This is a genomic window from Paenibacillus sp. Root52 (assembly GCF_001426865.1).
Classification (GTDB): domain Bacteria; phylum Bacillota; class Bacilli; order Paenibacillales; family Paenibacillaceae; genus Paenibacillus.
Map to the genome: position 1 here is coordinate 1 of NZ_LMFO01000034.1, position 26,719 is coordinate 26,719.

Genomic DNA, 26,719 nt, shown 5'->3' on the forward strand with positions numbered 1-26,719 from the left:
ATGGTTAAGCTACTAAGAGCACACGGAGGATGCCTAGGCGCTAGGAGCCGATGAAGGACGTGGCGAACAACGAAACTGCCTCGGGGAGCTGTAAGCAAGCTTTGATCCGGGGGTGTCCGAATGGGGAAACCCAGCTGGGGTAATTTCCAGTTACTCATAACTGAATACATAGGTTATGTAGAGGCATACCAGGGGAACTGAAACATCTAAGTACCTTGAGGAAGAGAAAACAATAGTGATTCCGTCAGTAGCGGCGAGCGAACGCGGAGAAGCCCAAACCAARGAGCTTGCTCTTTGGGGTTGTGGGACGTCTCACATGGAGTTACAAAGGARYCRGTTAARCGAAGAGGTCTGGAAAGGCCCGCCAAAGAAGGTAAAAGCCCTGTAATTGAAAGTYKRTTCYCTCCGAGACGGATCCCGAGTAGTGCGGGGCACGTGAAACCCCGTATGAATCCGGCAGGACCATCTGCCAAGGCTAAATACTTCCTAGCGACCGATAGTGAAGCAGTACCGTGAGGGAAAGGTGAAAAGCACCCCGGAAGGGGAGTGAAATAGAACCTGAAACCGTGTGCTTACAAAAAGTCAGAGCCCGTTTTAGGGGTGATGGCGTGCCTTTTGTAGAATGAACCGGCGAGTTACGTTCCCGTGCAAGGTTAAGGTGAAGAGCCGGAGCCGCAGCGAAAGCGAGTCTGAATAGGGCGAYWKAGTACGTGGACGTAGACCCGAAACCGGGTGATCTACCCCTGTCCAGGGTGAAGGTGCGGTAACACGCACTGGAGGCCCGAACCCACGCATGTTGAAAAATGCGGGGATGAGGTGGGGGTAGCGGAGAAATTCCAATCGAACTCGGAGATAGCTGGTTCTCCCCGAAATAGCTTTAGGGCTAGCCTCGGAAAACAGAGTCGTGGAGGTAGAGCACTGATTGGGTGCGGGGCCCGCAAGGGTTACCAAGCTCAGTCAAACTCCGAATGCCATAGACTTACTTCCGGGAGTCAGACAGTGAGTGCTAAGATCCATTGTCAAAAGGGAAACAGCCCAGACCATCAGCTAAGGTCCCCAAGTGTGTGTTAAGTGGGAAAGGATGTGGAGTTGCACAGACAACCAGGATGTTGGCTTAGAAGCAGCCACCATTTAAAGAGTGCGTAATAGCTCACTGGTCGAGTGACTCTGCGCCGAAAATGTAACGGGGCTAAACACACCACCGAAGCTATGGCTTGATGCTTTGCATCAGGGGTAGGGGAGCGTTGTATAAGGGTTGAAGGTGTACCGTAAGGAGCGCTGGACATTATACAAGTGAGAATGCCGGTATGAGTAACGAAAAGATCAGTGAGAATCTGATCCGCCGAAAGCCTAAGGGTTCCTGAGGAAGGCTCGTCCGCTCAGGGTAAGTCGGGACCTAAGGCGAGGCCGAAAGGCGTAGTCGAAGGACAACAGGTCGAAATTCCTGTACCACCGTAAGCCGTTATGAGCAATGGGGGGACGCAGTAGGGTAGTGACGCAGRCTGATGGATGYCTGTCCAAGCAGTGAGGCTGATGTGTAGGCAAATCCGCACATCGTAAGGCTGGACTGTGATGGGGAGTGAAAATTACAGTAGCGAAGGTCATGATCTCACACTGCCAAGAAAAGCCTCTAGCCAGGTGATGGTGCCCGTACCGCAAACCGACACAGGTAGGCGAGAAGAGAATTCTAAGGCGCGCGGAAGAACTCTCGTTAAGGAACTCGGCAAAATGACCCCGTAACTTCGGGAGAAGGGGTGCCCCGGTAGTGTGAATAGCACGAGGGGGCCGCAGTGAAAAGGCCCAAGCGACTGTTTAGCAAAAACACAGGTCTGTGCGAAGCCGTAAGGCGAAGTATACGGGCTGACGCCTGCCCGGTGCTGGAAGGTTAAGGGGAGCGGTTAGGAGYAATCCGAAGCTGTGAACCGAAGCCCCAGTAAACGGCGGCCGTAACTATAACGGTCCTAAGGTAGCGAAATTCCTTGTCAGGTAAATTCTGACCCGCACGAATGGCGTAACGACTTGGGCGCTGTCTCAACGAGAGATCCGGTGAAATTTTAATACCTGTGAAGATGCAGGTTACCCGCGACAAGACGGAAAGACCCCATGGAGCTTTACTGCAGCTTGATATTGAATTTGGGTACGATCTGTACAGGATAGGTGGGAGCCTTTGAARCCGGAGCGCCAGCTTCGGTGGAGGCACCGTTGGGATACCACCCTGATCGTATCTAGGTTCTAACCTGGTACCGTAATCCGGTGCGGGGACAGTGTCAGGTGGGCAGTTTGACTGGGGCGGTCGCCTCCTAAAGAGTAACGGAGGCGCCCAAAGGTTCCCTCAGAATGGTTGGAAATCATTCGAAGAGTGCAAAGGCATAAGGGAGCTTGACTGCGAGACCTACAAGTCGAGCAGGGACGAAAGTCGGGCTTAGTGATCCGGTGGTACCGCATGGAAGGGCCATCGCTCAACGGATAAAAGCTACCCTGGGGATAACAGGCTTATCTCCCCCAAGAGTCCACATCGACGGGGAGGTTTGGCACCTCGATGTCGGCTCATCGCATCCTGGGGCTGAAGTAGGTCCCAAGGGTTGGGCTGTTCGCCCATTAAAGCGGTACGCGAGCTGGGTTCAGAACGTCGTGAGACAGTTCGGTCCCTATCTGTCGTGGGCGTAGGAAATTTGAGAGGAGCTGTCCTTAGTACGAGAGGACCGGGATGGACGTACCGCTGGTGTACCAGTTGTTCCGCCAGGAGCACCGCTGGGTAGCTATGTACGGAAGGGATAAGCGCTGAAAGCATCTAAGCGTGAAGCCCCCCTCAAGATGAGATTTCCCAGTATGTAAGACCCCTTGAAGACGACGAGGTAGATAGGCTGGGGGTGGAAGTGCCAGTAATGCATGGAGCTGACCAGTACTAATCGGTCGAGGGCTTATCCAATTGCAAGTTCTATTGAAGACGACGAGGTAGATAGGCTGGGGGTGGAAGTGCAGTAATGCATGGAGCTGACCAGTACTAATCGGTCGAGGGCTTATCCAATTGCAAGTTCTAAATCGCAGACTTTCGTTTCGAATCTAGTTTTCAGAGAACAACACTCTGARATGTAAGGCTAAGCTAWGCGTTTGGTGGCGATAGCGGAGGGGTTCCACACGTACCCATCCCGAACACGACCGTTAAGCCCTCTAGCGCCGATGGTACTTGGACCGCAGGGTCCTGGGAGAGTAGGACGCCGCCAAGCATNGTTCCACACGTACCCATCCCGAACACGACCGTTAAGCCCTCTAGCGCCGATGGTACTTGGACCGCAGGGTCCTGGGAGAGTAGGACGCCGCCAAGCGAAWWCCCTTWGGGGTATTTTTTTTGCCCCCCTCGTAGAGAAATAAGGGATACATATGTGGGCCCTTAGCTCAGTTGGTTAGAGCGCACCTCTGATAAGGGTGAGGCCGGTGGTTCGAGTCCACCAGGGCCCACCATAAACAAAATAGTAATACCGAAGAATGGGGCCATAGCTCAGCTGGGAGAGCGCCTGCCTTGCAAGCAGGAGGTCAGCGGTTCGATCCCGCTTGGCTCCACCATTCCCTGATAGCTCAGTTGGTAGAGCACTCGACTGTTAATCGAGTTGTCACAGGTTCGAGCCCTGTTCGGGGAGCCATATGGAGAGGTGTCCGAGCTGGCCGAAGGAGCACGATTGGAAATCGTGTAGGCGTCACAAGCGTCTCGAGGGTTCGAATCCCTCTCTCTCCGCCAGATAATTTTTAACCGTTGGTCAAGGGGTTAAGACACCTCCCTTTCACGGAGGTAACAGGGGTTCGAATCCCCTACGGGTCATAACAATTTTTATTGTTTCAATGAGGGATAAGAATCCCGATATGGAGGCTTAGCTCAGCTGGGAGAGCATCTGCCTTACAAGCAGAGGGTCGGGGGTTCGATCCCCTCAGCCTCCACCATATATTTTTTTCTAACGACGCGGGGTGGAGCAGCCCGGTAGCTCGTCGGGCTCATAACCCGAAGGCCGCAGGTTCAAATCCTGCCCCCGCAATTATACTTTCTCACGAAAGTGATCTGGAACCGTGGTGTAGTTGGCCTAACATGCCTGCCTGTCACGCAGGAGATCGCGGGTTCGAATCCCGTCGGTTCCGCCATTTTTTCAAATTTAACCTTACACCGTGCCGGTGTAGCTCAACTGGTAGAGCAACTGACTTGTAATCAGTAGGTTGGGGGTTCAAGTCCTCTCGCCGGCACCATTTATACCTTAACATCTGAGTCTGGAATAGCATGTATATTTAAGATAAAGATGGGTATACTGAATTACTCTAAGCAAGTTATGAGATGTAACTATGGCGATCGTGGCGAAGTGGTTAACGCACCGGTTTGTGGATCCGGCATTCGGGGGTTCAATTCCCCTCGATCGCCCCATTATCTCATTGGGGATTAGCCAAGCGGTAAGGCAACGGACTTTGACTCCGTCATGCATAGGTTCAAATCCTATATCCCCAGCCATTTATTTGAGTCATTAGCTCAGTTGGTAGAGCACCTGACTTTTAATCAGGGTGTCGAAGGTTCGAGCCCTTCATGACTCACTTTTATATTTTGCGGTCGTGGCGGAATTGGCAGACGCGCACGGTTCAGGTCCGTGTGGGCTAACCCCCCGTGGAGGTTCGAGTCCTCTCGACCGCACCAATTATTATGCGGAAGTGGCTCAGCGGTAGAGCATCGCCTTGCCAAGGCGAGGGTCGCGGGTTCGATTCCCGTCTTCCGCTCCATATTTGCGCCCTTAGCTCAGCTGGATAGAGCGTTTGACTACGAATCAAAAGGCCGGGAGTTCGAATCTCTCAGGGCGCGCCATTATTTTTTTTATCGGGATGTAGCTCAGCTTGGTAGAGCACCTGGTTTGGGACCAGGGGGTCGCATGTTCAAATCGTGTCATCCCGATTCTACTTGTGCGGGTGTAGTTCAATGGTAGAACTTTAGCCTTCCAAGCTAATAGCGTGGGTTCGATTCCCATCACCCGCTTATTGTAATAATGAAAGAGCTCTTGCGCTTAGCAAGGGCTTTTTATTTGTGTAAAATGATATTTTCTAATAATAATGCTGGACGATTTCATTCCGTATTTTTCCGCTAACTAAGGTCGCATCTTAACGCTTGATGTAATGATCGACGTATCATCATTGTTGGTTAATAAAGCGAATAGTTTGATTATTTCTGTGATGTTTGATTAAATGAAATAACTTCAACTATAGAGATGTATCTCTACATGTTTTTTTCTATATGCTTATACACCTTTTACACTACAGAGGAGGAATCGTATGAAAAAAGCGCTGGTGATTGGCGGAAGTGGCACGTTAGGGAAGGCAATTGTTGCAAAGTTAAAGGATTTTCCTGTAGAAGTGATTACAGCAGGTAGAAAGTCTGGTGATTATCAGGTGGATATGACTTCAACTGATAGTATTACTGCGCTGTTTGAGTCCGTTGGCTCTATTGATTATGTCATTGTAGCGGCGGGTCAGACGCATTATGCCAAACTGGAAGAGCTGACGCCTGAAGACAATATGATCAGTGTCCATGGAAAATTGTTAGGGCAGGTTAACATTGTGCTGATTGGTCAGCACTACGTTAACGATAAGGGTAGCTTTACCTTGGTTAGTGGAATCATCAAGGATCATCCGATTGTGAAGGGTGCCTCAAGTGCCATGGTTAATGGTGCAATCGATTCGTTTGCAAAAGCAGCAGCTTATGAACTGCCTAGAGGCATACGATTGAACTCAGTTAGCCCTAATTTGTTCGAGGAATCGGCAGAGAAGTATAAAGGTGTCTTTATTGGATTCAACCCCGTACCTGTGGAGCGTGTAGCCAATACGTTTATTCAAAGTGCACTTGGCATTGAAACGGCACAGAATTTCAAAGTATATTAACGACTTCATCTCGATCTCGTGTCTATATAGGACACGTAGGGTTGGCCGAACGGCAGATCAGCGTGATGCGCCAAACGCATTACACCTCGCTCTAATAATGAACCATCTCTAAATCCCAAGTGGATAAAATAATAAATACACTACACGATCAAAAATAGAAGGACATGAACTGGAGTGAACTCCAATGCATGTCCTTCTACGTTTATCTCTACAAAGTTTGTCTTTAATTGGTACAACGAATTGGTACGCTTACCTGAACCTCAACTTGTACCTCAACTTGAATCCCGACTCGTACCTTAACTCATACTTATAACATGCGCTTACTCATCCCTATTTCTTGACTCAACTTGTCTGTGCCTTGCCTACATCTGCAACTCAGTATCTCTCCAGAATAAGCTGTGTTTTCAGGCCATCTGCTGGAAGGAGCCACTGTTTGTTTTCAAGTACCTGCATGAATTGATTACGGAGATCTGATACAGTTGAAGCATTATCTGTTTTGAAGGAGACCTCAACAATGTTCTCTACTCCAGTACCAGCTGCATCACGGATAGGCCATACCTCTAAGGTCATCTCTTGTCCGTTCCATGTTCCTTTGTACCGTTGAAAAGTAACTGGACCATACACACGGGAGTCGGTTAGCTTTTGTTTGCCCCAGTTGGAGGAAGACCATTTATTCAACTTACCCGGCAGCTTGTCCAACAACATCTTCAATGCTTCTTGATCTGAAGGCAGGGTAATGCCACTATTTTTCGGGGAATCTACTTTTTTGGTATTAGAGAAGCTAAGTGTTTGTTTGCCATATCCCCAGTCGATCTCAGCTTCGTAGTTATCATCTGAAGAATCGAATCCTTCTTGGTTAGCCAGTGTAAGAGCCGCATTTACATCGCCATTGATGATAGGATAGCGCTTCTTGTACGTCAGTTCATAATTATTTTTATCTTCCTTCTTGCGAAAACGCACATTCCAACCTTCTTCGTTCAGCTCCAGCGCATTGGTGTCAAAGTATTCTGTCTGTATAGCCGTTGGAGTGGAATCAAGACCAAGCGTCTGCACAACTTCAGTACGTGGAGTACCATCTGCATTCAATACCAGTTCGGGTTTAGCCAAAAATTTAACCTCATATGCAGGAACCGCATTTGCTGCAGCAGAGGCCTGTGGTGCTTCCAGTACCGTAAGTCCACTTCCCAATGTCACGATGCTCAGCATCAACGACGCCGTTACCTTTTTCCACTTTTTCAAAACCAATCACTCCCTAGGCTGATTTATTGTACAGACCCCACTTTATCGTTCGAGTATGTCGAAGTGATTAACGGGAGAAGCACTTTGCGTTAACCCTGCATAGATTTGATGAATGGCGAACGATAGTTTCTCTATGTGATCTGTTGACAGCGTCATAGGGAATCTGTGATCAGAGTGTACAACGTTAAATGTCTATATCTGGCTTAACTTTAATTAGGTTAGCTCTGCCTGAGGACTCCATTCTCGCAAAACTTCCTCGAAACGATTGATCTGAACAGAAGGGTGCCGATCCTTATTATGAACCGTATAAATATGCCGAGGTGCCTGCTCCCCCGGAATCGGAAGAACCCGAATGAGCCCCTGTTGTTCCTCCCACTGTACCGCCATTCGTGACATGAACGAGATATGCCCTCCAAGGAGAACGAGTTGTTTGATTGCTTCCAACGAATCCATCTCAACCGTTCCACGTAATCGCACCTCATGTTGCTCCAGCCATTGATTCGTTAAACGGCGTGTGCTGGATTCGTGACCATGCAGGGCAAACGGCACTTGGGCAATATGTTCAGGCTGTACATCCTCTCGTTGAACCAAAGCATGCTGAGGCGCACAGATCAGCACGAGATCATCTTCACACAATGTCTCTGTCTGTAGTTGCGAGCCGACAAACGGCTCAGATGAAATGATCCCTAGATCAATCTGATGTCGAACTAACATATCTCGGATGACAGGAGAGGGTTTAACCGATAAATGAATTCGAATGCCAGGAAACTCATGTGAGAAAGCATTAAGTATCGGCGGTAATAGATACGTTGCAGGTACATAACTTGCTCCAATGTGCAGGGTTCCCCGGTAGAGACTGTCATATTCCCGAACGACTCGGCGAGCCTCTTGGGTTAGGGCATTGATTTTGACTGAATAATGGAGCAACGCTTGTCCAGCCTCGGTCAGAAATGTTTTACCACTCCGTGATTCAAATAACCGCACACCCATTTCTTCTTCTAATGACTTCATATGAAATGTAACCGTAGGCTGCTTAATGCCTAAAATCTCAGCAACACTGGTCATGTGATGATGTTTATCAATCAACTCAACGATCTGTAATTTGATCAGATTCAATAGATACTCACTCCTCTCAGTTCTTCAAGCTTCTAGTTCGCTAATTAGAAAACAAATTATAGAAAATATCATTTAAGTAGCCTTATATAGATTTAATCTATGAACATTAACAGAATTCATCTAAAAAGTTAATTATCATTTTACATTCCTAACATACAACTCTCGAAGGCGAACGTTAGACTGATAACAGTACTAGAAGACAGGCAGGGATGCTTATGAAATTAGAAATACGACAGGTTCAAAAATCATTCAATCGTACTCCGGCGTTACTACCTACCGATCTCACACTAGAGCATGGTCAGTTTACAACATTGCTCGGTCCATCAGGCTGTGGTAAGACAACATTGCTACGTATGCTGGCTGGGCTTGAACAACCGGATGCGGGAGCTATATATGCAGACGGACAGTGTATCTACTCAGCAGAGAAGCGGATCGATGTACCAACACATAAGCGAAATCTGGGCATGGTGTTTCAGGACTTCGCCTTGTGGCCGCATATGACGGTATATGAAAATGTAGCGTTTGGTCTAAGGGCTGGTAAACAGAAGTCCGATCTGCGACAAAAAGTAAAAGAAGCACTCGACATGGTACGCCTGCAAGGGATGGAGGATCGTTATCCTCACCAGTTGTCTGGTGGACAGCAACAACGGGTTGCTTTTGCCAGAGCTGTGGCCGTTCGACCTGGTGTGATCTTGTTCGATGAACCACTAAGCGCACTGGATGCTGTACTGAGGGAAGAGATGCGGATTGAGATGATGGCACTGGTACGAGATATGGGATTGACGGCACTGTATGTCACACATGATCAGGTCGAAGCGATGTCTATGTCGGACGAGATTGTCGTGATGGAGAAAGGGCGAATATTGCAAAAAGGCAGTCCAGAAACCATTTACGCTACGCCGAGCGAGCCGTTTGTTGCTTCATTTATCGGTAAATCGAATTGGCTGACGCCGAATCAATCTATGGTTCGACCGGAGTATGTCTCCTGGAACAAGATCAATCATGATGATCTTCGATATCACGGGGTCGTGCTCAGTGTTAGTTATGTAGGTGAGCGTTATGAGGTTCGGGTGCAGATGGATGGGTTGGGCGTTTGGACGGCATATCGGAACAATAGAGTAGGTATAGGCGAGCAGGTAGATCTCTATGTGTCTCCTGAGCGCATACATCGAATGAATATAGAGGACGAGACAAGCTTTACGAGAAACAAGATCGCAGCAGTAAATTAAGTGATTGACCACGACTATAAAACCAACTAAGGGAGATGTCATGACATGTTTGGAATGAATACACGTAAGAAAAGCGCAATGCTGATTTTATCCGCGGTAATGAGTATCAGTTTGTTTGGATGTAGCACAGGTAACACGACTACAGGCTCAGCGGCTCAACCGGCAGGCGAGGGTAACACGGCAGCTGCCGCAGAAACAACGGATAAAACAGGCGGTAAGCTGGTATTGTATAGCGCAGGGCCGCAGAAGCTGGCTGATAATATTGTTAGTGGATTTACAGAGAAAACGGGCATTGAGGTGGAAATGTTCCAAGGAACTACAGGCAAAATCCTAGCCCGGATGGAAGCTGAAAAATCAAATCCAGTAGCTGATGTAGTCATTCTCGCTTCTTTACCTTCAGCACAGGCATTGAAAGCAGATGGATTAACCCTGCCTTACCCAGAAGCGGCGAACGCTGATAAATTGAACAAGGATTGGTCGGATGCCGAAGGCAATTATTTCAGCAGCAGTGCATCTGCTCTAGGAATCGTCTACAATACCAAGCTTGTATCTACGCCGCCTACTTCATGGGCTGAGCTCGCTACACCTGCATGGAAAGATGCAGTGAACATTCCCGATCCAACACTCTCAGGATCAGCACTGGACTTTATCACAGGTTACTTGAGTGCAAATGGAGACAAGGGCTGGGATCTGCTGAGCAGTTACAAAGCTAATGGCGTAGCAATGGCAGGCGCGAACCAAGAAGCACTTGATCCGGTTATTACTGGTGCGAAGAGCATCGTAGCAGCGGGAGTAGATTACATGGCGTATTCCTCCAAAGCAAAAGGTGAGCCACTGGACATTGTGTACCCTGAAGAGGGAACAGTGATTAGCCCAAGACCAGCAGCTATTTTGAAATCAAGCCCAAATGTAGATAATGCCAAAGCATTTATTGACTATCTCTTGTCCGACGAAGCACAAAAGCTAGTTACCGATGCTTACCTAATTCCAGGACGTGAAGATATTGAAGCAACCAATCGCGCAAACGTAAAAGATATTCCACAGCTCGAGGTTGATTGGGCTTGGATGAGTGAGCACGGAGATGAGACGGCAGCACGCTTCTCTGAAATTTTCAAATAAGATGAATAATCAAACTATTCTACGGAGGGTCGGCGTGATTCTGGCCCTCTTTCTGTTGACGGTAAGCATTGGCGTACCCCTGCTTTTTATTTTCTGGCAAAGTATATATCCAGATGGCCAGTGGGACTGGACGGCTCCTATTCGTACGATCACAGGGCATCATTTGTCTGGGGTGTTGCTTAACTCGGTTTGGCTCGGTATCTGTGTAGTTATGGTAACAACACTGCTCGCCTTGCCGCTCGCCTGGATGATGTCTAAGACTCGAATGGGTCAGCATCGCTGGGTGGACGTAATCTTGATGATTCCGTTTATGACTCCACCATACATCGGTTCGATGGGCTGGATACTATTCATGCAAAAAGGGGGCTACCTCCAGCAATGGATTCCCTCGGCTTCGAAATGGAGTGAGCTGTTCTTCAGTTTCTGGGGAATGGTGCTCATTATGAGCCTGCATCTATTTCCGTTTCTATACTTGCTGCTTCGGGATGCATTAATTCGCATCGGCGGCAATCTAGAAGAAGCGGGAGCAGTACACGGTGCGCCTGCGGGATATCGATTCCGCCGTATTATTCTTCCATTGTTACTGTCTTCCTACGGAATGGGCATCATGCTGGTATTCGTTAAAACCATTGCGGAATTCGGAACGCCTGCCACCTTCGGCAGAAAGATTGGCTATTACGTTATGACTTCAGAGATTCATAAGTATATCTCCAGTTGGCCGATTGATTTTGGTAAGGCAACTTCACTCGCTTCCATCTTGTTGTCGGTCTGTCTCGTCATGTGGTACATGCAGTCTACGATGTCTCGCAAGTTCACTTACCGCTTAATAGGAGGGAAGGGACAACGTTCCAAACGTTATTCTCTCCGAGGCTGGACTGGGGTGCTCTGTGGTTCGTACCTTGCCCTGCTCTTGATTCTTTCTGTGGGTATTCCGTATTTCTCCATTATTGCGGCTTCAACGATGAAGTTACGCGGAGCCGGATTGGCTTGGGATAACCTAACGCTGGAGCATTACCGTGATCTTTTGTCGTGGGGCTCTGTTAGTTTGAAGGCAATCGGAAATAGCTTAGGGTTGTCACTCGCTGCTTCAACGGTGGCGGTGTTCATTGGTACGGGGCTTGCGCTAACCATCGGAAAATCATCTTCATGGATGCAGCGTATCATCGATTTGTTCAGCCTACTGCCGAACACTGTGCCGGGGATCGTCATGGTTGTGGGACTGATTTTGTTCTGGAATTCACCTTGGATGCCATTCACGCTCTATAACACCTATGGCATGGTTGTTCTGACCTATGTTGTGCTGTTCCTTCCTTACACAGTGCAATATGTAAAATCAAGCTTTACCCAAATTGACGGATCGTTATTTCAGGCAGGTCAAGTATTTGGCGGCAAGCCGCTGTATATCCTACGGCGTATTCTTGTTCCCTTAATTATCCCTGGCATGCTTGCTGGGTGGATGATGACCTTTACGATTGCGACAAGAGAACTGGTCGCCTCGTTGTTAATTCTTCCGCCGTCGATGCAGACGTCGGCGACGTATATTTTTGCCCAGTTTGAACAGGGTCAGGTTTCATTGGGTATGGCGATGGCAGTTGTTACTGTAGGTATGACGGTATTTATGCTGCTTGGGATCGAAATTCTGAATTCGAAGAGAAAGTGGAATGCATCATGATCAAACTGAAAGTATGGGGCGGTGCAGGGGAACATGGCCGCTCTGCGTATCTCCTTAGCGGGAGTACACAACGTCTATTACTGGATTGTGGCGTCAAAAAAGGTGGAGCAGGGGAGTACCCTCTCCTAGATCAAGAGATTGTACCACAGTTGAATGCCGTGTTATTGTCTCATGCACATGAGGATCATTCCGTAGCCATCCCTCTGCTGTATAATCTAGGTTACCAGGGTGAAGTGTGGACGACACGAGAGACTCGGGAGCAGTTGGACACGTACTTCAAGGCATGGCGAAGTAATACGGAGCGTGCAGGGTATGCTGTACCCTATGAAGAGAGTGACGTGCAGTCTATTCGTTATCGCTATTTGGAACATGAGGCAGCGTGCGGAGTTTGGTTTGAGCTTATCCCTGGCGTGTGGGCGATCTGGGGGCGTACGGGTCATCTCGCGGGCTCGGTGTGGTTTGCCATTGAGATGGAGGATCAGCGCATATTTTACTCCGGCGACTACACCTCTGAATCCATGCTGCTACAGGAAGATGATCCTTTAGAGACTTTACGTGGGGCAAGCGGACTGTATAGCACGCAGAGGAGTAAACCGAAGCGCAGTCGGGTAGATCATACGGCGTTAAGGAGCAACATCGCTGTGGGCCAGGAAGTCGAGTTTGCAGGTGGTCAAAGGGTCAATGTGTCCACAGCTGCGTCGTTTGGTGAACTGGAGCAGCCTGTGGTCTCTTCGCTTGCTTATGGCTCGGTAGCAATGGACGATAAGCAGTCCATGAACTGGCGATCAGCTCCAGCACCTAAGGCAGCGGAGGCAATAGCTCCTAGTGAGAGCAGAACACTGCCGGTACAGTCTATGGAACCGTTGGGGGAGATGCTGGATCTCGCTATCATGGATGCTGCATACGGTACAGACCGAGATACGCAGGTAGATAAGTTACAACAGTTAGACCATGCGATTCGCGAGACAATTGCGCGTGGCGGGAAAGTGTTGTTGCCTATGCCTGTGGTAGGACGTGGCCAGGAGATCATGTTATGGGCAGAGCAGCAGTATCCTGGCATTCCTCTATTCGTCGAACAGGGGTTAATGAAGGGAATGAAGCAGCTTCTGCATTCACCGTACTGGCTGAGAGAGAATGAAGTATCGAACAAGAGATCTCTGACCGAAGCGATTACGGAATGCTTGAATGGATCCAGATGGCAGACACCTGTGACGCAAGAGGAGCGGGAGCAATGGTTGAAGCAGCATACGGCCTCGCTATGGTTTATTCCGGATGGGATGATGCAGTCTGCTCTTGCCCGCTGGTATTATAGCCAGCTAGCCGAAGATCAGAACAGTATGGTGCTGCTTACTGGTCATGTATCGGAGGGCACCTACGCAGATCAACTATCGCAGACCCCTGAAGAGCATGGGAAATGTGAAGTACGGAAGGTTCGTTACAAGGTTCATCAAGGGTGGCTGGATGTGGAAAGAATGATCCGTAGACTTCCTGCACGACACACGATCCTTGTGCACACCAATCGCGAAGAGACGGATAAACTTCGGGATCATCTTCTGAGCGAAGATACGCTCAGTGAAGCTAGGTTAAGTGAAGCTAAAGGAACTATGCCTGATCAGATGATTCATTCTTTATCACCTGGAGATGAGCTTGTGGTGTGATTGGCGAGTGCGAATTAGATAGGCAGTGAGAGATTATTGTAAATGAGTGAGAATAACGAGAACGCCCTTACCTGGGCGTTCTTTCTTTTTACATCATGAAAATAAGAAAAAACACGATGACAAGTGTTGCTTATCATCGTGTCTGCAAATGATTCAACCATGAATTATCAATTCTTTTTCAACTATGGTGCACGTTGAATGGGGTGCTCTAGTTCAGAATGACCCATTAAGCTCTCGGATGCTTCGCCATCCACTAACACATCAATACTGTTCACTTCATCGAATTGAAACATCGTTTGGGTCAGTGCATCAAGTGCAAGCAGTTCTCCACTGGATCCCAGATTGGCTTCCTCTGGGATATGAACATCTAACGTAAGTGCCCCATCCTCAAACGTTGTGGAGAGTAGCTCCACCTGATCCCATAATGAAATGAGGTTAGCATCGGAGCTGTTTTGTAATGCTTCGAATGTCTTTTGATACTTCTCTGTTTCTTCCTTGAAATCAATTGTCTGCTCTTGTTGCTCCAGCTCCAGTAATTCTGCATCTGCGTAATAGACCTCCACAGCTTGTGAGGTTCTTGTCTCTGGTTCTACCGTAGTTTCCGCTGGGCTCGGGGATTGTCCCTGTCCTTGAACACTGCTCGGTTCATTCGATCCGGATTCAGTGACTGGCTTCTGAGCGCAACCAATTCCAATAATCATTAAGATGGACAAGATGAGTGCGCATCCTAGCTTAGCTTTCAATAGAGCACATCCCTTCGAAGTGATATTCATTAATTTAGAGCCCGAGGTATTCCTTGATTCCATCCACAATCGCTTGAGCAGCCTTCATCTGCATATCCTCGGATAATAGAGCAACTTCTTCCTCGGCGTTACTGAGGAAGCCGAGTTCTAACAGCACCGCAGGCATCTTAGTGTTTCGAATGACTTCTAGATTCCCATTTTTCACACCACGATCTTTAAGTCCCATGGCTTGAATCAAATGTTTATGGATAACGTTCGCCAAATCCTTGCTACTGCTGCGTTGATAATAAAATGTCTCTGTTCCTGATACTTTGGGAGCGGACTCTACACTATTGCCATGGATGGATACAAACACATCTGCATTCAGATCATTGGCAAGTTTGACACGTTCAGGGCGTGTGGGATACACATCCGTAACACGTGTCATAACCAGTTGAATGTTTTCCTCTTGTAGAAGAAGTGCTTGTACTTTCAACCCTACAGCGAGGGTGAAATCCTTCTCAGGTTTGTTCGTGATGCTTATTGTTCCTGGATCACTTCCGCCATGCCCTGGATCAATGACGACCACTTTGCGACCTGGTTCACCTACTGGCGTGACAATTACGGGGATGACGTTCTCTCCGGAAACGTTCAGATCCACTATGAGTTTACCAGCGACTTGCTCCTGGCTGAACTGAACACTTTTCACTTGATTCAATTCAACGACAATCCGGACTTGACCTGGATCTTTTTTGAACAGTGAATATCTTACATCGGTCACATTCGGGAATCCACTCACATCTAACTTTCCATTCATCCCCTGATCCAGAGGTTGAGCCATATCGCCAAATACGGTTCCAGGCAAGTCAACAACCAGCCGGTCGGGGTTCTTCAATGTGGTAATAATCGGTTGCACATCTTGATCCATAGATACCACGAGTTGGTTGTTTGTAAACAGGATATCTGTCACTTGGGCTAGGGTAGAGCTATCATCTTGCCCAGGATTTGTGTTAGGTTCTTGGGCAGGGGTCTTGATGGTATTGACTAAGTATACGATTTTCTCTTGGTTGTTCCACTTCACCGTTAATCCCATCTGTTCACTGACAAATCGAATCGGTACCACGACTGTATTGTTAATGATCTGCGGGGCGGTATTTAAACTTACTTCCTTGTCACCCACCATAGCTTGCTTCTGATTAACGGTTAAAGCGAGTATTTGGTTATCTTGTTGAATCTTCACTTGGCTTGCTTTCTGATTCCAGTCGACCTGGAATTTAAGATTTTCGGCAACGACCCGGATGGGAATCATCACGTTTTTATTGACGATTGTGACTTGAACATCATTAGGTAGATTTAATTGCTCACCATCCAAAAAAATCTTTGACGTGTTCGCTGCAGCATGCCCGGGACTTGGGAGTAAGAACAGCACGAACAGACTCATCCATAAGAGTAGCAAGGTCTTCTTCATTACACACCTCTATTATTTAGATCTAAGAGCTTGATTAAGCTTGATCCATTCTTGGAATTCTTGTCGTTTCATTTTCTTCACGGGTTTTACCTTGTTACTAGCTAACGTGTATCTGTACAAAATAAATTGGTCTGATGGATATTCACTGATGTAATCTAGCCATGTGCCTTCCTTTTGCCACAAGATCAGTGAGGTCGTGATGTAGTTCGTTGTCCTTGGCAGCCTCATCAGGCGGTCTTGTTGTGCATCGTAGATGGATATGGTGCTTTTGGAGGTATCCCCGTAAGAGAAGGCGATATGATCCTCGGAAGGTGCCCATGCATAAGCGGTGATGGTTTCTACGTTTTTCTGACCAGCCTGGTGTAATCGATCCTGAAGATTCCGCCATTCGCCCGTTTCAAGGTTCAGGAGAATCAATGAACTTCCTGCGCTACGTTCTGCTTGTATGGCAATCCATGCCTTCGAGTCGGAGGCAGTGACACTTGTAATCTGAAGCAGCTTGTCCTCCCAGTCGCTAGTTTGCATTGTAAACTGCTGTTTCCCTTGGGTGACGACAATGGATTGAATGACATGTTGCTCAAAAGCTGGAACGCCTTCCCGCTTAGTAGAAGTTGTGGTTAAGGTAACGTTCCCGCCCTTCCAATGGAGGGGGTTGCTGCTGCTTTTTTGGAACGTATGGTTACTGGCATACATAGATGGAGCGGTCGTAGCGCTTAGAACGGAGTTGGATGTCACAGACTCGGATAGGTTCTGTTTAGCCACCACCATAGAAGGTACTGTAGTCGTCAATCCTGCTAAGAGCACGCCGATCAATAGCCAGCCAGTTACATTTTGCATCGCATCATCTCCTTTATTGCCTATGGATTGTTAACACGTAATTAGGATTCCATAATCTCCCTACACTATATAAACGGTAAAAATGTAAAAATGTTTCTATGTGGAATTGCTTCATGTGATCAATATTTAAAAGTTTGTTTATCATCAATGCATCCTTCAGTCAGTAAGATATATATTTAATGGATCAAACAGACAAACAGATGTAGGATATGGACATACGGTCTAATTAATTTCATATTTTCATACGATGAATACTGGTTTATCGGGAGGGGAATGGAGATGAGTGAGCAAGGGGAAAGGGTTCGGAGCATTCTGCAGTCTATGAGTTTACAGGAAAAGGTTGGGCAAATGTTATTGATTGGATTCCATGGCACGGAAGCTGCCGGAGACATTGAAGCGTTAATTCAGCAGTACCCGATCGGTGGCGTGATCTATTTTGCGCGTAACGTAGAATCGCCTGAGCAGGTACAGCAACTGTCAGAGGGATTACAGAGCATTGCTTCCGCAAGTAACCATACTCCACTCTGGATTTCCATTGATCAAGAGGGTGGCATGGTATCCAGGATTACAGAGGGGATTGCGTTAATGCCCGGACAGATGGCGATTGCTGCTGCTGGTTTCCAGGATGACGCTTATCAAGCGGCATATATTAGCGGAATAGAGTTGAGATCTATGGGGATTAACATGAATTTTGCTCCCGTCCTGGACGTTAATAATAATGCGGCTAACCCTGTCATTGGCGTGCGCTCATTTGGTGAGAATGCTGATATCGTAGCAGATTACGGAGTTAGAGCTGTAGCGGGTTACCAAAATGCTGGAGTTGTAGCGACAGCTAAGCATTTCCCAGGTCACGGGGATACCGATACGGATTCCCATCTTGATCTACCCATCATTCCTCATGACCGAGAGCGGATGAACCGAGTTGAGCTGGTTCCCTTTCGATCCGCTATAGCAGCAGGTGTAGATGCAGTTATGTCAGCACATATTTATTTTCCTGCACTCGAATCAGAGCGTCTACCTGTCACCTTATCACGATCCGTCCTTCACGGGTTGCTCCGCGAGGAATTTGGTTATGAGGGTATGATTGTAACAGACTGTATGGAGATGGATGCCATTGCTGTACACTATGGAACGGTTGAAGCAGCAGTGATGGCTGTAGAGGCTGGAGCAGATCTGGTACTCATTAGTCACACGCCGAGGTTACAGATAGAGGCATATGAGGCACTGATCTCTGCGGTACAACAGGGTCGAATTAGCGAAGCACGAATCAATGAGTCGGTGATGCGGCTATTGATGTATAAGAGTAAGCATGGTTTGTTAGACAGCAGAATGAATGCAGATAATCGAAGTGAGGATGTTAATCTGTCTCCCGTACAGCTCGATATGCCCGCCTTGGATGCTGGAACAGAGCGTAACAGCCTGCTACATCAGGCTGTAGCTCAGCGGATCAGTGAGAGGAGCATCACACTTGTGCGTGATCAGATTGGGATGTTACCCCTGAAAATGCAGCGTACATTGGTCATCACGGTTGCATCATCGGTGACCAGTGCTGTTGATGAACAATTAAGTGAAACATCCACGCTAGGTGCTGTATTATCGCGTTATGGGCTGGAGGTTATTGATTTGTATGCCAATGTGGAGAATGTCTCTAATTCCTCTGCAAGTATGTTACAGGCTGCTAGAGAGCAAGAAGTGGAGCAAATTATCGTAGGCACCTACAATGCTGGAAGTCCTTCTGGCGAATCACAATGCAGATTAATTGAAGCGTTGCAGCAAATTGGAAAACCACTAGCAGTCGTAGCGCTGCGCAGCCCATATGATCTGCTTGCTCTACCTAACGTGAAGGTCTACGTAGCAGCTTACGAGAGCCGGCCGCTCGCGATGAATAGTGTTGCTCAAGCGCTCCTAGGTCGAATTCCTTTTCAGGGGAAATCGCCTGTGTCGATCGAGTGAAGTGAGATAAAAACGATGATGTAGCGTACTGATGTAGAGTGTAGAGTGTGCTATAGAGTGCGTGGTTATGGCTAGTGCACACAGCAAAAAGGACGAATCCATGAGAGTCATTTCCCTGCAACATAGATCGGGAGATGGGTAATCAAGGAAACGTCCTTTTTTTGAGGATATAGTAACTCTAGCTAATTAAAAATAAAGAACATCATTATTGCAAATGCAGTGCTTTGGCTGTCTCTGCTTCAACCTCGCTCATCAGAGTAGTCATGTCCATGCCCGCATGATTACCGAGCAAGATGATCGTGATGTCATCGGATAGATTACGAGAGAACGCAGTAGCGAAGCCACCACCACTACCGTTATGGAAAACGGTACGGTTCTGATTGTTTTCTTTCAAAATCCAAGCGTAACCATAGTTTTTGCTGGAGTAGGGTTTGTACATTTGTTCAATCGTATCTTGGCTCAAGATCTGATCGGTGTAGAGCGCACGATCCCACTTCAACATATCATCCACTGTGGAGTAGATCGTTCCTGATCCCGATTGTGAAACGTAATAAGGTGCAGGCACCCAAGCGTTATTTTCGGAAACAAATCCACTGATGGTTTGAACTTGACGGGAGGCTTCTCCTGAGTTTTTCATTCCGAGCGGTTTCAGAATTGTTTGTTGTACATAATCAGCGTAGCTGCTGCCGGATACTTGCTCAATGACATAGGCGAGTAACACGTAGCCGCTGTTGCTGTATAGATAAGCGCTGCCTGGTTCAAACTTCAGCGTTTTGTGCCGGATTTCCTCTACCGTTTCCTCCAAAGAAGTCCCTTCTCCTCGGCCGAATGCGGAAGGAATACCTGAGGTTTGGGATAACAACATATGTAGCGTAATTTTATCCCCTTCTGGAATGCCCGAGATGTACTTGGAGATCGGGTCTTGCACATCGAGCAACCCTTCTTCTGCTAAGTGCAGGATGGATGCAGCGGTGAATGACTTGCTTAGTGAAGCGATACGAGTCTTCTGATCCGGACGATTCATGGTGTGTTCATCAGCAAGGCCGTAACCTTGGCGGAGTAATACCTCGCCGTTCTTAGCAATCAATGCCATGCCAGGAAACTCAGCTTCGCGCAGATACGTATCCACACTCGCAAGTTCAGAATTTAATACGCTGACTTGGTCTGTCTTCACGTTTACACTCATCTGTCCGGAGGCGGTACGTTGTACCTTAATATCTGCCTTGAGCGCATTGGCAAGCGGACGAACCGGAACCATCAATGTACCATTCACCGTCCGAGATTTAACGCCTGTAGACAGTTGAACATGATTGACTTGAATAGAGCTGCTGCTTGCCTGATGAATGAGGGTGTCTCTTCCCACCTTAATGGTAGCTGTCTTCGTAGGCGCATCCCATTTGAGCGTACCATTTAAGGACTGCACAACATCTCGAAGCGGTACGAAGGTTGATCCTTGAAAAATAAGGGGCTGATTCTTCCAGGTCTGTTCTTGACCATTCACTTCAATATGGACAGTGTTAGCCGCCTGAGCGGCCGTAGCGACATTCCCGGCCTGTCCCAGCACCGGGCTAGCACACAACATAAGTACGAGCATGATGCGGGATAACGATATAAAGAGCTTAGAAACAGGTTGTTGCACTTGCGACTTGCGTATAATTTGAATCCTCTCCTTCCAAACGTTTCATGAATAACCAGCTTTATGAGCAATTGTAAACGATCTCGAACAAGCGGTCAAAAATTAAGAATGTTCATGGAGCTATCTTAAAAATTGAAGCCCAATCTCCAAAATTCGAAATATTTAGTATCTATACGTAATATTTTTTGGATGTCTATCCGATAAAAAGAAGGGTGATGAATTTAATGGAGGATAGAAATAATGAAGAAATCGATGAAAAACTGGTTTACCTTGACCGTCAAAAAACGGCTAATCGCTTCATTGCTCTTGTTCCTGATTATACCGAGTATTAGCGTAGGTTGGTTATCCTACACGAAGGCAGCGGAGCGGGTTAACGAAGAGCTCATTCGTTCTGCAGAAGCCAAAACAGAAATGCTTAGTCTGCAGATCAGTGAAATGCTCGATATGGAGAAGGATAATGCCGCACAACTAGCTGCAGGAGTAACTTCTAGCGATGTAATTAACAAATCGCCTGCTGTGCAAAAACAGATGGATCGCATGTCTGAAAACCATGATGAACTTGCTGTACTCACCATAGGTGCTGAGGATGGTAGTTGGATGAAGTCCCCAGATCCAGGCGAACAGATCTATGATCCACGTGAGCGGAGCTGGTACACGCAGGCTATGGTTGAATCTGAGCCTATTATCTCAGACACGTTCCAATCTGCGACAACAGGGGAGTGGGTTGTGACGGCGTCGGCCAAGCTAGCCGATGGTAAAGGGGTATTTGGTGCCAATGTAAGTCTCAATCATCTGAAGGAATCGGTAGATAACATACATATCGGTAAAGAAGGTAAGCTGTACATGCTGGATAATGGAGGGAAGTTTCTCTTCCATTACAATATTGAATCTGGGGTACAGTCTGATGCAAGTTATATTAATGAGATGTACACGCAAGACCGGGGTACTGTGAAATACACCTATGAAGGTCAAGAGTTACAGGCCGTATATTTCACGAATCCAGCGACGGGTTGGAAAATTGTTGGCGAGCTGGTTCCTTCTGAAGCTGCTGAAGCAGTAAGACCTATTTTGATTCGGACGTACATGGTGGTAGGCGCTTCGCTATTGGTCGGCATTATTTTGCTTATCTTTATCATCCGTAGCATCCATCGTCCATTGACGCAGCTTACACAGGCGGCTTCGCAGGTGAGTGCAGGGGATCTTACTGTTCATATCGGCATGAAGCGAAATGATGAATTCGGTCAATTAGCCAATAGCTTTGACACGATGACTTCGTCTCTGCGTGAAGTCCTTGGCGAAGTTCATGGTACATCGAGTCAACTGGCGGCTTCATCGGAAGAGTTGATGGCGAGTTCAGAACAGACATCCAAAGCGACGGAACAGGTGGCTGAGCTGATGCAAGGCGCGGCGGAAGGAACGACGAAGCAAAATCACAGTCTTTCGGCTACAGGGCAATTAGTTGGAGAGATGTCCTTAGGTGTTAAGGAAATTTCAACGAGTGCCGAAAGTACTGCACGAATCGCACTGGAAGCATCTACGAAATCCGAGGCAGGTATGGTTACGGTAGATGGAGCGGTAGCATATATGCATCAAGTCAATGATGAGAGTAAGGCAGTTGAAGCTGTGATTGAGGATTTGCGTGCCAAAAATGATGAGATTATTCAGATTGTTACGGAGATCACGGCAATTGCTAAACAGACGAATATCCTGGCATTGAACGCCACAATTGAAGCGGCACGTGCAGGTGAGCAAGGTCGAGGCTTCGCCGTTGTAGCTAATGAAGTGAAGATACTTGCCCAGAGCTCGGGTAGTTCGGCTGAGCGTATTAATGAGCTGATGCAGGAGATGCAAGAGAAGACCAATGCGGTACAGTCAACCTTTGCCCAAACAGGCGAAAGTATGATGAAGAGCTCGCAAATGATTACAGAAGCGGGAGAGGCTTTCCAAGATATTCGGGATGCTGTTCAGCAGGTCGCGTCGCAAGCAGAGGAAGTATCGGCTGCGTCCCGTCAGATTGATGGTGGAATGGGGCATGTAACCAAAGCGGTGAATGACACGATCATTCTGTCGGATCAGATTGCCTCAGGAACCGAGGATGGTTCTGCCGCTGCGCAGGAGCAACTGGCGACGATGGAAGAGGTTGCGGCGTCATCTGCGGCTCTATCCCGTATGGCAGAGGATCTTCAGAGTATGATTGAACGTTTCAAACTATAGAACGTGTTGTAGAAAAAGATATGTAAGGCTGTGGGGTTGTAACCCTACAGCCTTTTTTGATCTCAGCATATAAGCTGACGAGAGAACTTACTTCTGAATACATGTCCTGTCCTATGCCTATATGAGTAAGAGTATGAGCAAGAGCGTTTGTTGACATTAAATAAACTTAATTATATTATATCTATAAATAAATAAACATTATAATGTACTGTCTATTATTTTAAATAATTTATTTGAATTGAACCAGTATAAGCGATTAAGTAATGAAGCCATTCACATGAGATTAACGATAGAGGATAGAGGAGAGAGTTCTTCCATGAAATCAACGGATGTTATTTTGCAAACAGCCTCATTAGAAGAGATCAAGCGAGGGTACTTGAAGGAAGCATCGAATTATGTGTGCATTTGCTGTGGTTACAGCACAGAAGTGGGCATCATCTATCCCGAAGACGGCGTGTTGTATGAAGCAGAGCGTTACATTCGAGTACACTTGGAGAAAACGCATGGATCAGTATTTGAATATTTGCTAGAGCAGGACAAAGCTATAACTGGACTATCGGATGTACAGCGGGGCTTGCTTGCTCAATTCTATGAAGGGAAGAAAGATGCTGAAGTGCAGCAGGCACTTGGGATCGGCAGTGCTTCCACCATTCGCAACCATAGATATATGTTGAAGGAGAAGGAACGGCAAGCAAAAATATTCTTGGCATTGATGGAGCTTCTCAAAAGCAAAGATACCCATGCACCGGCTGAATTCGTGACACCTGTGAACAAACCAGTCGGTCAAATGAATAGGGGATTATTCGATATATCCGATCAGGATCGAGCCAAGGTGTTAACTAAATATTTCTCCGAAGGTACGGACGGCATGCTTACGACGTTCCAGATGCAGCAAAAGCACAAGTTTATTGTGCTGACTGAAATCATCAAACGATTCGAACCCGGACGAACCTACACGGAAAAACAAGTCAAAGCGCTGTTAAAGCAGGTCTATCATGATGATGTTGAGATCCGTCGTTATCTCGTTGACTATGGATTTCTCGGTCGAGAAGCGGATGGCAGTCAATATTGGCGGGAAGTTGATCAAGTTGATGGGGCACAAAGCAGTACGGGTGCAGCCTCCAATGGGGGACATTCAACAACGGTTGAAGAGAATAAATTGAAGAAAGGGGAGTTGGAACGTATGAATCGCCGTAAAGAACTTCAAGAACAGGCTAAAGAGGTTAAAATTGAGGCAGGTGTATATCAAATTCGCAATGAACAAAATGGTAAGGTGTTTTTGGATAGCACTCCTAATTTGAAAACGATGAATGGACAGAAGTTCATGCTTCAGATGGGAACCCATCTTAATCGATCATTACAAGCAGAATGGAATGAATATGGAGGGTCTGCCTTTACGATCGAAGTCGTGGAGAAGTTGAAAAAGCAAGATAATCCGTTTTTTGATACAAAAGATGCGCTAGCGAAGCTGTTGCAGGCATGGATGGAGAAGCTTCAGCCTTATGGGGAGCAAGGTTACCATGGAGATAGCAAGAGTAGCTGATCCAGCCCAGGTATAAGTTGAGGCAATACAGGTAAGTAAAATTGAATTAAATATGGTGAGCTAAATAAGGCATAAGATGAATTCATATGATGTAACATATAAACCTATTTTTCTATAAACTGCTCTATTCAATAAAAGTGCCCTGCTTGGCTAACTCTAGCCAGCAGGGCACTTTTATTGTAATACTCCATAATTAAATTAGAATGAATAAGAAGAATTATAGTTTGAATTGATCAACCAACTTCTGCAGTCTGTACGCTAAGTGCGCCAGAGAGTCAGCCGAGGATGAAATCTCCTGCATGGAAGCAACTTGTTCCTCTGTTGCTGCGGAGATATTCTCTGTACCATCTGCATTCGCTTCCGAAATAGAGTGGATATGATCGATGGATTGAACCACTTCTGCTGTACTTGCAGCCATCTGCTGTGAAGCCGCTGCGATACTCTCCAGCTGGTGATTAACTACATCCACGGCTTGATTGATCTGTGCAAAAGCTTCATCGGCAGAGCGAACAGCACGGATTCCGCTAGCCACATCCTGTTGCCCAGTTTGGGCATCCTTATTCGCCTGCTCAATCTCCTGTCTGATGGAGGCAACGCGCTCAACAATACGTTGGCCGGACTCGCTGGATTGTTCTGCGAGCTTGCGAACCTCACTAGCAACAACGGAGAACCCGCGTCCATGCTCACCAGCTCGTGCGGCTTCAATAGAAGCGTTCAGGGCAAGCAAGTTGGTCTGAGCTGCAATGTCGGTAATGACCGAAACCATTTCGCCAATGGAGGTAGAATGATGTCCAAGTCGTTCCGCTGTTTTGGTCATATTATCAACAAAGCGGCTTACTGAATCCATTTCAGTGACGACAGTTTGAATGGAGGCATTACCTTGCTTAGCTAGCTCGCTAGCCTGCAAAGCAGCTTCGGATACTTGCTGAGTGCTGTCCGTCACCTGTCCAACGCCTCCAGCAAGTTCATTCATCTGCTGAGAAGTATGCTTCAGACGGCTAGCTTGTTTCTCGATGCCTGTTGCAGATTCTTCGGTGATCAGCGCAACCTGCTCGGTTGCTTTCGTTGTCTCAGATGCGTTCACAGCAAGCTGGTTAGATGAGCTGGTTAATTCATCAGCAGTCTGTCTTACATCCTGAATCACGCTGCGCAGAGATTGGCTCATTTTGTTGAAACTAGTGCTCAGTTTACCGAATTCATCTTGACCAGTCACCGGTACCTCTATCGCCAAATTACCATCACTAATCTCATTAGATGCCTGCACCAGGCGATTCAGTGGGCGTGTAATGGATTGTACGATCCAGTAAATAATAATGGAGCTTACGGCAACAGCAATGGCAACGACAATTAGCGTGGTATATAGAATAGGACGAACGGAGGCAGTGACTTCAGCACCGTCAATAACACCTACAACTGTCCAGCCGGTTGTTTCATTCGTTGTAAAGAATGCATGTTCCTTATGTCCTTCTAATGTATACGTGAGAGAACCATTTTTCTGATTGAAAATGTCTTGGAAAGGAGCAGAGGTACCTTCTGTTCCAGGATCTACGGTTGGATGTACGATGATTTTGTTGGCATTATCAATAATGTACACATAACCTTTTGTACCAATCTTGGTGTTGTTAACGGTCTGCGACAAGCCTTCAAGTGAAAGGCTGACAGAGACGACGCCATGACCATCTGCTGCGGTCTGAGCTACTGAGGCAACCACGTTACCTGTGTTACTGGAGATATATGGAGTGATAACGGTTGGGACATCTTTGTTCTGTGTTGCGGCTTGATACCACGGGCGTTCACGAGGGTCATACCCTGCCTTATTGACCGCGGTTACGGGAGAATTGATATATACACCTTGATCTGTACCGATCGAGGCAAGCTCTACGTCATTGTGGGTTTCTTTATATGCATCAAGTAGGGTACGAATGGTTTCTGTTTCGTCACCTTGAGTTGGGCCTACATTGCCTGCATCCATCTGGGAAGCCAGGAAATCGACATTTTTTCGTGTAGCACCAATGATCTCATCAATGGTCTGATTAAGCACATTCACACTGCTCATGGCACTTTCATACATCTTTTCTTCCACTTTGCCTTCGGCTGTCTGGAATGAGATGATGCCTAGGCTGATCGTTGGAATGAGTAGGACAATCGCAAATGACAGAATCAGTTTCTCTCTCATCTGTATAGACCTTTTGACAACAACCTCATGTTTCTTCTTCATACATATTCCCCCTCTAAGCAACACCCGCAATAATATGGACCAACCACGTTTGAGCAAAAACAGCGACAACCTACGTTGTTATTGTTTTGGATCACGACATAAGCAAGGTTAAGCATGTCCCATCATGACTTAGGTGATCATGTAATATATATTCGGCTGTGTAGGTCATTTGGATTAGGTCTATTTGAGTACTT

The 26,719-nt window shown here is 47.1% G+C and carries 15 protein-coding genes, 17 tRNA genes and 2 rRNA genes; 27 read left to right on the forward strand and 7 right to left on the reverse strand.

Annotated elements, in window-relative coordinates; genetic code table 11:
* The first annotated feature begins 2 nt into the window (after positions 1-2).
* From ASD24_RS28660 to ASD24_RS28755, 20 genes are all read left to right on the forward strand, one after another.
* A 23S ribosomal RNA gene (locus tag ASD24_RS28660) occupies positions 3-2,929 on the forward strand.
* 181 nt (positions 2,930-3,110) lie between these two features.
* Positions 3,111-3,227: ribosomal RNA gene (gene rrf, locus ASD24_RS28665) — 5S ribosomal RNA — on the forward strand.
* A 158-nt stretch (positions 3,228-3,385) separates the two neighbouring features.
* Positions 3,386-3,462 (forward strand) — tRNA-Ile (locus tag ASD24_RS28670).
* Positions 3,463-3,488: 26 nt separating this feature from the next.
* Positions 3,489-3,564 (forward strand) — tRNA-Ala (locus ASD24_RS28675).
* A gap of 1 nt (position 3,565) precedes the next feature.
* Positions 3,566-3,641, forward strand: a tRNA-Asn gene (locus tag ASD24_RS28680).
* A 3-nt stretch (positions 3,642-3,644) separates the two neighbouring features.
* Positions 3,645-3,736, forward strand: a tRNA-Ser gene (locus ASD24_RS28685).
* A gap of 10 nt (positions 3,737-3,746) precedes the next feature.
* Positions 3,747-3,817 (forward strand) — tRNA-Glu (locus ASD24_RS28690).
* A gap of 43 nt (positions 3,818-3,860) precedes the next feature.
* A tRNA-Val gene (locus ASD24_RS28695) sits at positions 3,861-3,936 on the forward strand.
* 18 nt (positions 3,937-3,954) lie between these two features.
* Positions 3,955-4,028: transfer RNA gene (locus ASD24_RS28700), tRNA-Met, on the forward strand.
* 25 nt (positions 4,029-4,053) lie between these two features.
* Positions 4,054-4,131 (forward strand) — tRNA-Asp (locus ASD24_RS28705).
* 26 nt (positions 4,132-4,157) lie between these two features.
* A tRNA-Thr gene (locus ASD24_RS28710) sits at positions 4,158-4,233 on the forward strand.
* A gap of 96 nt (positions 4,234-4,329) precedes the next feature.
* Positions 4,330-4,405, forward strand: a tRNA-His gene (locus ASD24_RS28715).
* Positions 4,406-4,414: 9 nt separating this feature from the next.
* Positions 4,415-4,489, forward strand: a tRNA-Gln gene (locus tag ASD24_RS28720).
* A 7-nt stretch (positions 4,490-4,496) separates the two neighbouring features.
* Positions 4,497-4,569 (forward strand) — tRNA-Lys (locus ASD24_RS28725).
* A 12-nt stretch (positions 4,570-4,581) separates the two neighbouring features.
* Positions 4,582-4,669 (forward strand) — tRNA-Leu (locus tag ASD24_RS28730).
* 8 nt (positions 4,670-4,677) lie between these two features.
* Positions 4,678-4,752 (forward strand) — tRNA-Gly (locus ASD24_RS28735).
* A 5-nt stretch (positions 4,753-4,757) separates the two neighbouring features.
* Positions 4,758-4,834, forward strand: a tRNA-Arg gene (locus tag ASD24_RS28740).
* Positions 4,835-4,847: 13 nt separating this feature from the next.
* Positions 4,848-4,921: transfer RNA gene (locus ASD24_RS28745), tRNA-Pro, on the forward strand.
* Positions 4,922-4,931: 10 nt separating this feature from the next.
* Positions 4,932-5,002: transfer RNA gene (locus ASD24_RS28750), tRNA-Gly, on the forward strand.
* Between the two features lie 293 nt (positions 5,003-5,295).
* The gene (locus ASD24_RS28755) at positions 5,296-5,901 is read left to right on the forward strand and encodes a short chain dehydrogenase (RefSeq protein ID WP_056703598.1); all 606 of its coding nucleotides are present in this window, start codon (positions 5,296-5,298) and stop codon (positions 5,899-5,901) included.
* 375 nt (positions 5,902-6,276) lie between these two features.
* Here ASD24_RS28755 and ASD24_RS28760 read toward each other — a convergent pair whose 3' ends face one another.
* Both ASD24_RS28760 and ASD24_RS28765 read right to left on the reverse strand, forming a co-directional pair.
* The gene (locus ASD24_RS28760; protein WP_156395585.1) at positions 6,277-7,140 is read right to left on the reverse strand and encodes a CYTH domain-containing protein; all 864 of its coding nucleotides are present in this window, start codon (positions 7,138-7,140) and stop codon (positions 6,277-6,279) included.
* Between the two features lie 213 nt (positions 7,141-7,353).
* Positions 7,354-8,256: a LysR family transcriptional regulator gene (locus tag ASD24_RS28765; protein ID WP_082560616.1), complete on the reverse strand. Its 903-nt coding sequence runs from the start codon at positions 8,254-8,256 to the stop codon at positions 7,354-7,356.
* A 215-nt stretch (positions 8,257-8,471) separates the two neighbouring features.
* Here ASD24_RS28765 and ASD24_RS28770 point away from each other — a divergent pair, with 215 nt between their 5' ends.
* Genes ASD24_RS28770 through ASD24_RS28785 form a run of 4 tightly spaced genes read left to right on the forward strand, consistent with a single transcriptional unit; the run spans position 8,472 to position 13,934 of the window.
* Complete coding sequence (locus ASD24_RS28770) at positions 8,472-9,485, forward strand: ABC transporter ATP-binding protein (RefSeq protein ID WP_056704150.1); 1,014 nt, start codon at positions 8,472-8,474, stop codon at positions 9,483-9,485.
* Positions 9,486-9,530: 45 nt separating this feature from the next.
* On the forward strand, positions 9,531-10,604 hold the full coding sequence (locus ASD24_RS28775; protein ID WP_056703601.1) for an ABC transporter substrate-binding protein: 1,074 nt from the start codon (positions 9,531-9,533) through the stop codon (positions 10,602-10,604).
* A gap of 1 nt (position 10,605) precedes the next feature.
* Positions 10,606-12,276 carry an ABC transporter permease gene (locus tag ASD24_RS28780; protein ID WP_056703603.1) on the forward strand — a complete coding sequence of 557 codons (1,671 nt, stop codon included), beginning with the start codon at positions 10,606-10,608 and terminating at the stop codon, positions 12,274-12,276.
* Entirely contained in the window at positions 12,273-13,934 is a 1,662-nt protein-coding gene (locus ASD24_RS28785; RefSeq protein WP_056703606.1) for an MBL fold metallo-hydrolase, read from the forward strand. The genes ASD24_RS28780 and ASD24_RS28785 overlap by 4 nt, the downstream gene beginning before the upstream one ends.
* A 182-nt stretch (positions 13,935-14,116) precedes the next feature.
* On the opposite strand, the gene ASD24_RS28790 is transcribed toward ASD24_RS28785, so the two are convergent.
* From ASD24_RS28790 to ASD24_RS28800, 3 genes are read right to left on the reverse strand one after another with little or no spacing between them, the layout of a single operon-like run.
* Positions 14,117-14,677: a GerMN domain-containing protein gene (locus ASD24_RS28790; protein ID WP_235540958.1), complete on the reverse strand. Its 561-nt coding sequence runs from the start codon at positions 14,675-14,677 to the stop codon at positions 14,117-14,119.
* A gap of 34 nt (positions 14,678-14,711) precedes the next feature.
* Positions 14,712-16,124: an N-acetylmuramoyl-L-alanine amidase family protein gene (locus ASD24_RS28795; protein WP_056703613.1), complete on the reverse strand. Its 1,413-nt coding sequence runs from the start codon at positions 16,122-16,124 to the stop codon at positions 14,712-14,714.
* Between the two features lie 12 nt (positions 16,125-16,136).
* Positions 16,137-16,961, reverse strand: a complete 825-nt coding sequence (locus ASD24_RS28800; protein ID WP_056703616.1) for a hypothetical protein — start codon at positions 16,959-16,961, stop codon at positions 16,137-16,139.
* Between the two features lie 279 nt (positions 16,962-17,240).
* Between ASD24_RS28800 and nagZ the strand changes: the two genes are divergently transcribed.
* On the forward strand, positions 17,241-18,914 hold the full coding sequence (nagZ, locus tag ASD24_RS28805; protein ID WP_056703620.1) for a beta-N-acetylhexosaminidase: 1,674 nt from the start codon (positions 17,241-17,243) through the stop codon (positions 18,912-18,914).
* 205 nt (positions 18,915-19,119) lie between these two features.
* On the opposite strand, the gene ASD24_RS28810 is transcribed toward nagZ, so the two are convergent.
* Positions 19,120-20,508, reverse strand: a complete 1,389-nt coding sequence (locus ASD24_RS28810; RefSeq protein WP_235540960.1) for a serine hydrolase — start codon at positions 20,506-20,508, stop codon at positions 19,120-19,122.
* A 282-nt stretch (positions 20,509-20,790) separates the two neighbouring features.
* Here ASD24_RS28810 and ASD24_RS28815 point away from each other — a divergent pair, with 282 nt between their 5' ends.
* Complete coding sequence (locus ASD24_RS28815; RefSeq protein WP_056703625.1) at positions 20,791-22,764, forward strand: methyl-accepting chemotaxis protein; 1,974 nt, start codon at positions 20,791-20,793, stop codon at positions 22,762-22,764.
* A 316-nt stretch (positions 22,765-23,080) separates the two neighbouring features.
* Positions 23,081-24,307, forward strand: a complete 1,227-nt coding sequence (locus ASD24_RS28820; protein WP_056703628.1) for a DUF2087 domain-containing protein — start codon at positions 23,081-23,083, stop codon at positions 24,305-24,307.
* 217 nt (positions 24,308-24,524) lie between these two features.
* On the opposite strand, the gene ASD24_RS28825 is transcribed toward ASD24_RS28820, so the two are convergent.
* Positions 24,525-26,525 (reverse strand): methyl-accepting chemotaxis protein, encoded by a 2,001-nt coding sequence (locus ASD24_RS28825; RefSeq protein WP_056703631.1) that lies wholly within the window; start codon positions 26,523-26,525, stop codon positions 24,525-24,527.
* Positions 26,526-26,719: the final 194 nt, after the last annotated feature.